Source organism: Streptomyces sp. TM32 (assembly GCF_004122755.1).
Classification (GTDB): Bacteria; Actinomycetota; Actinomycetes; order Streptomycetales; family Streptomycetaceae; genus Streptomyces; species Streptomyces sioyaensis.
Window position 1 is genome coordinate 1 of sequence record NZ_SDIG01000181.1, and the last position, 11,995, is coordinate 11,995.

Consider the following 11,995-nt stretch of genomic DNA (forward strand, 5'->3'; position numbering starts at 1 on the left):
GGCTCCTCTCCCCCTCTACTCCCCCGCATGCGAATTTGCCGCTCTGGGCATCGGGGAGGGGTGAGCGAGAGGGAATAGTGAGACGGGCGGAATTCACCGGACCGTTTCCTGAGTGCGTCCGGAGCCTTCCCTGGTGAATTCGTGGGGTTCTCCCCGGGGGGCGCCCGGGGGCGCTTGCGGGGCGGCTGACGGCCCCAGGGGTGAGGGTGGCGAGGGCCGGGGTGTCCTCCCGGGGCTCCGGGAGCGGCACCTCCCGCCGTATCGCCGCACCTGACCTTCCGTCAGAATGAAACGTGTTCTAGCCTGCCCCGCATGGGCATCGGAATCACGCAAGAGCAACGTGACCTGGCCGAGGCGGTGGCGGGCTGGGCCGCGCGGGCCATGCCGCCCGAAGAAGTGCACAAGCTGCTCGACGCCGCCCCGGGAGAGCAGGGGCGGCTCGCCTGCTGGGGCGGGCTGGCCGCGCAGGGGCTGCTCGGGCTGCACCTCCCCGAGGCCGACGGCGGCGGTGGCGGTGACCTCCTCGACCTCGCCGTGGTGCTGGAGGAGTTGGGCCGCGCCGCGTTCCCCGGCCCGTATCTGCCCACCGTCCTGGCCGCCGAGCTGTTGCACCGCGGCGGCCTCCGGCACCTCGTCCGGGAGCTCACCACCGGCGCCCGCGTCGGCGCCGTCGCACTCGACGCGGGTGCGCTCACCGCAGTAGAGGAGGCCGGCGGGTACGTCCTGGACGGCACCGCGCCCCCGGTCCTCGCCGGCGCCGAAGCGGACCTGCTCGTGCTGGCCGCGCGGACCCCGGTCGGACCGGTCTGGCTCGCCGTCGACGCCGGGGCGCTGACCGTACGCGTGCAGGAGAGCGCCGACCCGACCCGGCCGACCGCCGAGGTGCGCGCCGAGCGGGCCCTGGTGCCGGCCGACCGGCTGCTGGCGGTCGACGGCGACCTGGTCCGCGACCTGGCCGGGGTGCTGTTCGCCGCCGAGGGCTGCGGCACGGCCGCCTGGGCGCTGCACACCGCCACCCGGCACGCCGCGGTACGCGAGCAGTTCGGCCGTCCCATCGGCCAGTTCCAGGCGATCAAGCACCTCTGCGCCGACATGCTCGTCCGCTGTGAACAGGCCCGTGCCCTGGTCTGGGACGCGGCCCGGGCCCTGGACGAGCCGCCCGAGGTCCGTTCACTGGTCGCGGCGCTGGCCACCGCGACCGCCCTGGATGCCGCCGTAGGCTGCGCCAAGGACTGCATCCAGATCCTCGGCGGCACCGGCTTCACCTGGGAACACGACGCCCATCTCCAGCTGCGCCGGGCCCTGGTGGCCCGCGCGCTGCTCGGCGGCGGCGACACCCACCGGCTGCGCGCCGCCCACCTCGCTGCCGGCGGCGCCCGGCGCGCGCTGCGGCTGGAACTCCCCGCCGAGGCGGCGGAGTACCGCGCCGGGGCCCGTGCGGTCATCGACGGCGTACGCGGCCTCGACCCGGCGGCCGTACGCCGCGCCCTGGCCCCCACCGGCTACGCCGCGCCGCATCTGCCCAAGCCGTACGGGCTGGGCGCGGGGCCCGTCCAACAGCTCGCCATCCAGCAGGAGTTGGCCGCCGCCGAGGTCAGGATCAGCGATCTGGGCATCGCCACCTGGGTGGTCCCCGCGCTGCTCGCCCACGGCACCCGGGAGCAGCAGGAGCGCTATCTGCTGCCGACGCTGCGCGGCGACCTGCTGTGGTGCCAGCTGTTCTCCGAGCCGGAGGCCGGCTCGGACCTGGCCGCCCTGCGGACCCGCGCCGAGCGGGTGGCGGGCGGCGGCTGGCGGATCAACGGCCAGAAGGTGTGGACCTCGGCCGCCCAGTGGGCGGGCCATGGCATCCTGCTCGCCCGCACCGACCCCGACGTCCCCAAGCGCAAGGGGCTGACCTTCTTCGTCGTCGACATGAAGACGCCCGGGATCGACGTCCGCCCGCTGAAGGAGATCACCGGCGACGCCCTCTTCAACGAGGTCTACTTCGACGACGTGCTGGTGCCGGCCGATGCGGTGGTCGGCGAGGTCGACGACGGCTGGAAGGTGGCCCGCACCACCCTGGACAACGAACGCGTCCACATGGCCGACCAGTTGACCTTCGACACCGGGCTGGAGCAGCTCCTCGTCCGGGCCGGCGAGCTGGACGCGACGGTGCGGGTGCGGCTGGGCGCGCTGGCGGCCGAGGCGCACGCCCTGGGCTGCATCGGGCTGCGCACCACGCTCCAGCAGGTGTCGGGGCTGGAGCCGGGGGCCGGCGCCAGCGTCCGCAAGCTGGTGCAGACCCCGCACCAGCAGAAGACCGCCGAGCTGGCGCTGGAGCTGCTCGGCCCGGCCGGTGCGGTGCGCGAAGGCGCCGGTGAGCGGGCGCTGCACGGATTCTTGATGTCCCGCTGTCTGACCATCGCCGGCGGCACCACCCAGGTACAGCTGAACGTGGTCGCGGAGCGGCTGCTCGGCCTGCCACGCGACCCGGAGCCCCGCCCGCTGATCTGACCCTGGCCCGACCGCTCCCAGGAGGACATGCATGACTGGCAAGGCGTACATCGTCGGGGTCGGGATGACCCGGTTCGTCAAGCCCGAGACCGAGGACCGGCAGTACTGGGACCTGGTGAAGGAGGCGGGCACCGCGGCGCTCGCGGACGCCGGGATCGGTTACGAGGCCGTCGAGCAGGTGCCGGCCGGCTACTGCTTCCAGGCCTCGACGGCCGGCCAGCGCGCCGCCTACGAACTGGGCCTGACCGGCGTTCCCGTCTACAACGTCAACAACAACTGCGCGACCGGCGCCACCGCGCTGATGATGGCCCGCCAGTTCGTCGCGGGCGGCCTGAACGACTGTGTGCTGGCCCTCGGCTTCGAGAAGATGAAGCGCGGCGCACTGGGCGGCGGCGCCGACAGCGGCGATTTCCGGACGTCTCCGGTGGCCCGCCACTACGGCGTGATGGCCGCTGCCCACGGCTTCGCGCAGACCCCGCCCACCGCACAGCTCTTCGGCAATGCGGCCCGCGAGCACATGGAGCGCTACGGCACCACCGCCGAACAGCTCGCCGCGGTCGGCGCCAAGAACCACCGGCACTCCGTCCACAACCCGTACGCCCAGTTCCAGGAGGCGTACACGGTCGAGGAGGTGCTCGCCGCCAAGACCATCCACCGGCCGCTGACCAGGCTCCAGTGCTCACCGACCTCGGACGGGGCCGCCGCGGCCGTGGTCGTCTCCGAGCGGTTCGTCGCGGAACACGGGCTGGCCGACCGGGCGGTGGAGATCGCCGCACAGGCCATGACGACGGACACCGGGGACAGCTTCGCCTCGGGCTCCTGCATCGATGTCGTCGGCCGGCCGATGTCCCGGGCCGCGGCCCGGCAGGCGTATGCGGCCGGCGGTCTCGGCATCGAGGACGTGGACGTGATCGAGCTGCACGACTGTTTCTCGGTCAATGAGCTGCTGACGTACGAGGCCCTGGGGATGTGCGCGGAAGGCGAGTCGGGAAAGCTGGTCGCCGACGGTGCCACGACCCATGGCGGCCGCTGGGTGGTCAACCCGTCCGGCGGGCTGATCTCCAAGGGCCACCCGCTGGGGGCGACGGGGCTGGCGCAGGCCGCCGAGCTGGTCTGGCAGCTCCGCGGCACCGCGGGCGAGCGCCAGGTCCCCGGCGCCCGGGTGGGCCTGGCACACAACATCGGCCTGGGCGGGGCCGCGGTGGTCACGGTGCTGCGGCGGTGAGGGCGGGGGGATCCCTGCCCCCGCTTTTCTCCGCCCTTCGTCCTACATCTCCCGTCAGGTGCCAGGTGCGTCGAAATCCCGATGCGGTGTTCGAGCGCCGAATGCGAGCATGGTGCCCATGCCGCCGATAACCGCCCCCGCCACGCTGCCCGATACCGCGCGCCGTACGACAGCCCCGGCCTGGCTGGTAATGCTGCTGGTGTGCGCGGGGCAGTTCCTGGTGGTGCTGGACGTCTCCGTGGTGAATGTGGCGCTGCCCGCCATGCGGACCGGCCTGGGCCTGAGCGAGCTGGGACTGCAGTGGATCGTCAACGCCTACGTCATCACCTTCGCGGGGTTCATGCTGCTCGGCGGGCGGGCCGCCGATCTGTTCGGCCGCAAGCGCATCTTCGTCCTGGGGCTGGCCCTGTTCACGATCGCGAGCCTGGGCGGCGGGCTGGCGCAGCAGCCCTGGCAGCTGATCGCGGCGCGTACGGTGCAGGGCGTCGGCGCCGCCGTGCTCTCGCCGGCCACCCTCACGATCCTGACCACGTCGTTCCCGACCGGCCCGGCCCGTACCCGCGCCATCGGCACCTGGACGGCGGTCGGCGCCGGCGGTGGCGCGGTGGGCGGCCTGGTCGGCGGGGTGCTCACCGAATCCCTGTCCTGGCGCTGGGTGTTGCTGATCAATGTGCCGGTGGGGGCGCTGGTGCTGGCGGGTGCCGTGCTGTGGCTCACCGAGAGCCGGCAGGGCACCGGACGGCGGCTCGATGTACCCGGTGCGCTGCTGGTCACCGGCGGGCTGGCGCTGGTGGCGTACGGCATCGTGCAGACCGAGACGGACGGCTGGGCCTCGGCGTCCGCGCTGCTGCCGCTGGCCGCCGGGCTGATCGTGATCGCGGCGTTCCTCGCGGTCGAGGCGCGGGCGAAGGCCCCGCTGATGCCGCTGGGGCTCTTCCGGCTGCGCTCGGTCTCGTCGGCGAACGCCGCGATGGTGCTGGCCGGCGCCGCGATGTTCTCGATGTGGTACTTCCTGTCGCTGTACGTGCAGAACGTGCTGGGCTACCGGCCCTTGCAGGCCGGGCTCTCCTTCATCCCGCACTCGCTGTCCATCGTCCTGGGTTCCAAGATCGCGCCGCGGCTGATGAACCGTGTGGGTGCCAAGACCCTGGCCATCACCGGTGCGGGGATCTCGGCGGCCGGCATGGTCTGGCAGGGCACGATGGACGTGCACGGCAGCTACCTCGGGACGATCCTCGGTCCGGGCATCCTGATGGCGCTGGGCGCGGGCCTGACCGCGACCCCGATCGCCTCCATCGCCACCTCCGGCGCCGACCCGGCCGACCAGGGACTGGTCTCCGGCCTGATCAACACCTCCCGCCAGATGGGCGGTGCGCTGGGCCTGTCGGTCCTGTCCACCGTCGCGGCGTCCCGTACCGAGGCGGACAACAGCCCGCAGGCCATGGCGGACGGCTACGGTCTGGCCTTCCAGGTCGGCTCGCTGATCCTGCTGGTCAGCCTGGTGCTGATGATCGTGGCGCTGCCGCGACGACGGGCGGACGCCGCGCACGGCTGAGGCGCAAACGATCCCTCTGCGGCGGCACCGGTCCTTCCGCCGCGGCAGGCAACGGCCCCTCTGCCGCCGCGGCTTCCGGCCACGGCCGGCCGTTTCCGCCGGCTCCCGGGGCGCCGCGCACCCCGCTCCCCGCCCCTCCGCTACAGCCACCCGTTCTGCCGCGCCGCCCGGACCGCCTCCATACGGTTGCGGGTGCCGGTCTTGCCGATCGCCGCGGAGAGGTAGTTGCGGACGGTGGCCTGCGAGAGGTGGAGCTTTCCGGCGATGTCGGCGACCGTGGCGCCGTCCACGGCGGCGGTGAGGACGTCCCGCTCGCGCTGGGTCAGCGGGTTGGGCCCGGCACTCAGGGCCGCCGCGGCGAGGCCGGGGTCGATGACCCGCTCGCCGGCCAGCACCCGTCGGATCGCCGCTGCCAGGTCCTCCACCGGGCCGTCCTTGACCAGGAATCCGGACGCCCCGGCCTCCATCGCGCGCCGCAGATAGCCGGGCCGGCCGAAGGTCGTCACGATGAGCACCTTGCAGGAGGGCAGCTGGGCACGCAGGTCGGCCGCGGCGTCCAGGCCGCTGCGGCCGGGGAGTTCGATGTCCAGGAGGGCGATGTCGGGGCGGGTGTCCAGTGCGGAGGCGACGATCTGATCGCCCGCCGCGACCTGGGCCACGACCTGCATGTCCGCTTCCAGGTCGAGCAGCAGCGCCAGCGCGCCCCGCATCATGCCCTGGTCCTCGGCGAGGAGGACCTTGATGCTTCTCACGGGGGGCTCGCCGGGCGCGTCAGTCATGGCGCCAGAGTAGCCAGCGGACAGCCCCTGGGCAGCGGCCCTGCCGGGCGGCCGAACGGAGGGCTTCAACGCGCCTCCTCCGCCCCCGCCACATCGCCCGTGCCGACCGCCACATCGCCCGTCCCGACCGGCAGTTCGGCCGTGACGCGGAAGCCGCGCCGGCCGTCCGGGCCGCTGTGCAGGGTGCCGCCCGCCGCGGCCAGGCGCTCGGTCAGCCCCTTCAGGCCGGTGCCGCCCGCACCGGAACCCCCGGGACCGCGCCCGTCATCCGTGATCGCCAGCCGTACCCGCTCCTCATCGGCGTGGACGGAGATCTCGCAGTGGGTGGCCCCACTGTGCCGGACGGTGTTGGTGACGCCCTCGCGGACCACCCAGCCCAGCAGCGCGCCGGCCTGCGGGGGCAGTGGCGGCCCGGCCTGGCGTACGAGGGGTTCGATGCCGGCCGCCTCCAGCACCGAACGGGCACGGTCGAGTTCGGTGCTCAGGCTGCCCTCGCGGTAGCCGGTGACCGCCTCGCGGATCTCGGTCAGCGCCTGCCGACCGACGGCCTCGATGTCGGCGGCCTGGGCGAGGGCTCCGTCCAGATTGCGCGGCGCCAGCCGGCGGACCGCCTCGGCCTTGACCACCACGACGGACAGGGTGTGGCCCAGCAGGTCGTGCAGATCGCGGGAGAAGCGCAGCCGTTCCTTCTCGACGGCGCTGCGGGCCAGTTCCTGGCGGGTGGTGTTGAGCTCCTGGATGGTGTCGAAGAGGCTCAGGACCGTGGCGGTCACCGTGCCGGAGAGGAAGGTGCCGTAGCCGACGCCGAACGCGCCCGGGCCGCCGTTGTCCCAGCCGGTCAGATACCCGGCCGCGCCGCTGAGCGCGATCAGCCACGCCGCCAGCTTCTTGCCGCGCAGCGCGCGGACCGTACCGGAGGCCAGCGACAGCAGCGGAAAGAACAGGAACCAGTCGCCGCCGAACCCGAGGGCGATGGCGAAGGTGATGGCGGTCAGCACCCCCAGCGCGTACAGCGGCCGGCGGGAGTGGCGCAGCCGGGGGTTGAACGAGGTCCACACGACCGTGATGTAGACGGAGTTGAAGGCGAGCAGCCCGAGCCCGGCCAGCCAGGGGTTGCCCGTCTTGCCCTCGACGACGTTGGAGAACGCGCCCATGCCCATCAGCAGCCACGGAAGGAAGGCGTACTTCCCCGGCCCCTCGTCCGCCTTGCGCTCCGCCCACCTGGGCCGGCACGGGCCGGAGTCCGTGTCGCGCGCAGCCGCGATCGTCAGATCCAGGCCGTCCGCCGCCCGCACCGCGCCATAACTCCGCGTCACCCCGGAGAATTTCACCGCCGCGGCGCCCTCTGCCGTGTGTGCGGCGACGTCCTCTGCCGTGTGTGCCGTGCCGCCCGGTCCTGTCGTCCGTGCCATGCCCGCCCCGCCTTCCTTCTGTCCGACGTCGACGTTACGGAGAGTGGCCCTCGCGAGGTAGGGGCGAATGTGGGCGATGCCCCCTGACAAATGTCATGGGCGTGCGCGTTTTACGCCGGGGGCGCGGGGCGGGGGAGCAGTGACCGCGCCCGAATCTGACAACACGTCAGGGTCTTCCAGGTCCCGGACGGATCGGCTATACATGAGACCCATCGGCTAGAACGCGTTCTAGAAGTGCGCCCTGTGCGCGGTCGGAGCGCGGCCGTGGCCGACCAGATACGACCCCGGTCCGGTCGACGGTGCGGACGGCCGGGCCGGGGTCTTCCCGCCGTGGTGAAGGAGCCATCAGCCCCATGCCCATCGACGCCGCCAAGGCCACCTCCGCCGAGCCGCGGATCACCGAACTCACCTGGGACCACAAGGACGTCCAGCTCTACCACCTCGGTATCGGCGCCGGCGCGGCCACGCCGGAGAAGCCGCACCCCGCTACCGACCCGGACGAACTGCGCTACACCCTGGAGAGCGCACTGCACGTCCTGCCCAGCTTCGCCACCGTCGCGGGCGGGGGGATGGCCCTCGCCGGCGGGCTCTCCGCCCCCGGTATCGACGTCGACCTCGCCAAGGTCCTGCACGGCGGTCAGACCGTCACCGTGCACCGCCCCCTCCCCGTGCGTGGCCGTGCCACCCAGACCTCCTCCGTCCCCGCCGTGTACGACAAGGGCAAGGCCGCGGTCATCGTGCTGCGCTCCGAAATCGCCGACGAGGACGGTCCGTTGTGGACCTGCGACACCCAGATCTTCGTCCGCGGTGGGGGCGGCTTCGGCGGCGAACGCGGCCCCTCCGCACGCCTCGAACTCCCCGAGCGCGCCCCGGACCTGCACACCGAGCGCCGGATCCGCGAGGACCAGGCGCTGCTCTACCGTCTCTCCGGCGACTGGAACCCGTTGCACGCCGATCCGGAGTTCGCCGCGCTCGCCGGCTTCGACCGGCCGATTCTGCACGGGCTGTGCACCTACGGGGTGACCCTCAAGGCCGTGGTCGACACGGTGCTCGGGGGCGAGGTCTCCCGGGTGACGTCGTATGCCACCCGGTTCGCCGGCGTCGTCTTCCCGGGCGAGACGCTGCGCCTCCGTATGTGGCGGGAGCCGGGGCGGGTGCAGGTGTCGGTGACGGCGGCCGACCGCGACGACGCACCCGTTCTGGCGGACACCGTGGTGGCGCACAACTAGGGCAGCGGCCGGGCCGGTCGGAGGAGCCAGGGAAGTCAGGGGAGCCAGGGCAATCGGGGCAGCCACCCAACCGAGAGGAGCCGTGACATGCGCGCAGCCGTACAGCACGAGACAGGCCAGGACAAGCTCGAAGTCCTCGACGACATCGAGGCGGTGGGCTTCGGCCCCGGCAAGGTCAGGATCCGGATCCGGGCGACCGGGCTGTGCCACTCCGACCTCTCGGCGATGAGCGGGGTGCTGCCCCAGCCCGCCCCGTTCGTCCCGGGGCACGAGGGCGCGGGGGAGATCCTCGACGTCGGCGACGGCGTCACCGGGCTCGGCCGGGGCGACCGCGTGCTGATGTGCTGGCTGCCCGCGTGCGGCAGCTGTCCGTCCTGCAAGCGCGGCCAGACCCATCTGTGCCTGGCCGGATTCATGAACGCCGGCACGCCCAACTTCCGGCGCCCCGGCGGGGACGTCTTCGGCTTCGCCGGCACCGGCACCTTCGCCGAGGAGGTCGTGGTCCCCGCCAACTGCGCGGTGCCGATCCCGGACGACGTCCCGTACGAGATCGCCGCGCTGATCGGCTGCGGTGTCACCACCGGGCTCGGCGCCGCCCTCAACACGGCCAAGGTGGCTGCCGCGTCCTCGGTCGCGGTGATCGGCTGCGGCGGTGTCGGGATATCCGTCATCCAGGGTGCGAAGGCCTGCGGGGCGGCCGAGATCATCGCCGTCGACCCGGTGCCGGCCCGCCGGGAGGCCGCGCTCCGCTTCGGCGCCACCGAAGCCGTCGCCCCGGAGGAGTTCGCCGACGCCAAGGCCCGGATCACCGCGGGGGAGGGCTTCGACTACGTCTTCGAGGTGGTCGGCAAGTCCGCCACCGCCCGTACGGCCTACGAGATGACCCGGCGCGGCGGCACGCTGTGTGTGGTCGGCGCGGGCGCCATGGACGACACCTTCCAGGTCAACATGTTCGAGCTGTTCTTCGACGAGAAGCGGATCCTGCCGTCCCTGTACGGCGGCGCGGACGTGCTGCGCTCCTACGAGCGGGCCATCGCCCTGTGGCGAGCCGGCCGGATCGACCTGGAAGGCCTGATCACCCACCGTGTCCAACTGGCCGAGATCAATGACGCCCTGGACCAGATGCGCTCCGGCACCGCACTGCGCACCTGCATCGAAATCTGACCGCCCCCGGCCCCAAGGGGGTCACACCGCCCCCCCGCACCATCGCCCGCACCTCGCTCCAAGCGGACTGGACTGGACTGGAGAGGACAGGAATGGCACAGCCACTGGAGGGCCTGACCGCGATCGTCACCGGTGCCGGGCGCGGCCTGGGCCGCGCAGAAGCCCTTGAACTCGCCCGCCTCGGCGCACAGGTCGTGGTCAACGACTACGGACGGCCGGGCCGCGACGGCTCCGGCGAGGCCAGTGCCGCGCCCGCCGAGGACGTCGTCGCCGAGATCCGTGCGGCGGGCGGCCGGGCGGTCGCCCACCTCGGTGACGTCGCCGACCACGCACAGGCCCGCGCCCTGGTACAGCTGGCCATCGAGACGTACGGAAAGCTCGACATCCTGGTCAACAACGCGGGCATTCTCCGCGACCGGATGGTGTTCTCGATGACCGAGGACGAGTGGGACTCGGTCATCCGCGTCCACCTCAAGGGCCACTTCAACACCACGCACTTCGCCGCTGTCCACTGGCGCGAGCGCGCCAAGGCGGCCGGCGGCCCGGTTCACGGCCGCATCATCAACACCTCCTCCGAAGCCTTCCTCGCGGGCTCGGCGGGCCAGCCCAACTACGCGGCGGCCAAGGGCGGCATCGTCGGCCTGACCACCTCCACGGCGCTGGCGCTCGGCAAATACGGCGTGACCGCCAACGCGATCTGCCCGCGCGCCCGCACCCGGATGACCGAGGACGTCTTCGCCGGCTTCCAGGAGCCCGAGGACGGTGCCCTGGACCCGCTCGCGCCGGAACACGTCGCCCCGCTCGTCGGCTATCTCGCCGCACCGGCCGCCGCCCAGGTCAACGGGCAGCTGCTGGTCGTGCACGGCGGCATGGTCGCGATCGCCGAACGGCCGCGGATCGCCGCCAAGTTCGACACCGCGAAGGAGGTGTTCAGCTACGCGGAGCTGGACGAGCTGCTGACGCCGTATTACGCGCAGCGCCCGGCGAACGAGACCTTCGCGGCGGCCGAGGTGCTGGGCCTCAAACACGGCTGAGCCCGGCCGCGCGCCGCACCTACGGACGAGCCGTGGCCGCCACCCGCGCATTGCGGTGTGGCGGCCACGGCGTGGTGTGTGGTCGGCGGTCGGGACCGCCGGACCGGCCTTACGCGTCCTGCGGCTGCTTGTCCCGGCGGTGCCGGCCATGGGCGGCGGAGCCGGACTGCTCCGCGGCGGCGGCCGGGCCACGGTGCCTGCCGGAGCTTGCGGCCTCGGCGGCCTGGGCGGATGCCTCCTGGGGGCGCGCCTGGGTCGTGTCGGTTCGGGCTTCGGACATGAAAAGAGTCTCCGTCGGATCGCTTACAGCTGTACGCGTCGGGACCTCGCCCGACGACCGCCAAGGCTGACCCCGAAACGGCACGGCCGGTGGCCGGTCAACCGGCTGCGCTGCCCCCGCCCGAAATTCTAACGGGGCGGGAAATGGCGCTCCACCGGGTCTACCGTGCCGCCTGAGGTGCTTGTTGCAAGGGAACTGGCCTGCACAAAGGGGGATGTGCGGCGCTCCCCTGCGGTTCCCCGGCCACGGCGCGGGGTTGTGCAGATGATGTGGAGCGGTTGTCGGTTTCCCCCGTATCCGGGACAATCCCCCCGCCATTTCCGGTGCCTGACGCGGTGCAGGATGCGGCGACCGCTACGGTGCCCGATGCCGTGCCCGCCCCGGCCCCCGTCCCGGCATCCGCTTCTGCCTCTGCTCCCGCGTCCGCTCCGGACGGTGCCTCAGCGGGCATCACGCAAGGCGTCCCGGACGGCGACCCGGACGGCATCCCCGAAGGCACCCCGGAAGGCGGGCCCTGCACCGGTCTCAAGGGCCCGACCAGTTTCCACGGGCTTCTTGGCGGGGCCGGCCGCACCGGCTCCATCGGCGGCATCGGTCCTGCCGTTCGCACCGGTCGCACCAGTCGCACCTGCTCCACCGGCGGCGCCACCGCCCGTGCGGGCTCCACCGCCCAAGCCTGTTGTGGCGGTTCCATCGCCCGGACCTGCTGCGGGGACTCCGCCGCCCGAACCGGCTGCTGCGGCACCACCACCCGCGGGGGTTCCACGGCCCCAACCGCCCGCTCGGGCGCCACCATCCGGCCAGGCCCCTCAAGCCGGGCC

9 protein-coding genes are annotated in these 11,995 nt (G+C 72.9%); 6 read left to right on the forward strand and 3 right to left on the reverse strand.

Features of this window, described 5'->3' with window-relative positions:
- Window positions 1-312: 312 nt before the first annotated feature.
- The 3 genes from EST92_RS27425 (at window position 313) to EST92_RS27435 (ending at window position 5,276) form a co-directional block, all read left to right on the forward strand.
- Window positions 313-2,496 (forward strand): acyl-CoA dehydrogenase, encoded by a 2,184-nt coding sequence (locus tag EST92_RS27425; RefSeq protein WP_129283439.1) that lies wholly within the window; start codon window positions 313-315, stop codon window positions 2,494-2,496.
- A gap of 31 nt (window positions 2,497-2,527) precedes the next feature.
- Entirely contained in the window at window positions 2,528-3,721 is a 1,194-nt protein-coding gene (locus EST92_RS27430; protein WP_129283440.1) for a lipid-transfer protein, read from the forward strand.
- A gap of 118 nt (window positions 3,722-3,839) precedes the next feature.
- Entirely contained in the window at window positions 3,840-5,276 is a 1,437-nt protein-coding gene (locus EST92_RS27435) for an MFS transporter (protein ID WP_129283441.1), read from the forward strand.
- A gap of 140 nt (window positions 5,277-5,416) precedes the next feature.
- Here EST92_RS27435 and EST92_RS27440 read toward each other — a convergent pair whose 3' ends face one another.
- A complete protein-coding gene (locus EST92_RS27440) occupies window positions 5,417-6,055 on the reverse strand; it encodes a response regulator transcription factor (protein WP_129283442.1) in 639 nt (212 codons plus the stop codon).
- 65 nt (window positions 6,056-6,120) lie between these two features.
- Window positions 6,121-7,467: a histidine kinase gene (locus tag EST92_RS27445; protein WP_254069049.1), complete on the reverse strand. Its 1,347-nt coding sequence runs from the start codon at window positions 7,465-7,467 to the stop codon at window positions 6,121-6,123.
- Window positions 7,468-7,820: 353 nt separating this feature from the next.
- On the opposite strand from EST92_RS27445, the gene EST92_RS27450 reads away from it, so the two are divergent.
- From EST92_RS27450 to EST92_RS27460, 3 genes are all read left to right on the forward strand, one after another.
- Window positions 7,821-8,696 carry a MaoC/PaaZ C-terminal domain-containing protein gene (locus tag EST92_RS27450; protein WP_129283443.1) on the forward strand — a complete coding sequence of 292 codons (876 nt, stop codon included), beginning with the start codon at window positions 7,821-7,823 and terminating at the stop codon, window positions 8,694-8,696.
- Window positions 8,697-8,783: 87 nt separating this feature from the next.
- Window positions 8,784-9,860, forward strand: coding sequence for a Zn-dependent alcohol dehydrogenase (locus EST92_RS27455; protein ID WP_129283444.1), 1,077 nt, complete (start codon window positions 8,784-8,786; stop codon window positions 9,858-9,860).
- Window positions 9,861-9,952: 92 nt separating this feature from the next.
- Complete coding sequence (locus EST92_RS27460) at window positions 9,953-10,894, forward strand: 3-oxoacyl-ACP reductase (protein ID WP_129283445.1); 942 nt, start codon at window positions 9,953-9,955, stop codon at window positions 10,892-10,894.
- Between the two features lie 109 nt (window positions 10,895-11,003).
- Here EST92_RS27460 and EST92_RS31715 read toward each other — a convergent pair whose 3' ends face one another.
- The gene (locus tag EST92_RS31715) at window positions 11,004-11,174 is read right to left on the reverse strand and encodes a hypothetical protein (protein ID WP_174244152.1); all 171 of its coding nucleotides are present in this window, start codon (window positions 11,172-11,174) and stop codon (window positions 11,004-11,006) included.
- Window positions 11,175-11,995 lie beyond the last annotated feature (821 nt).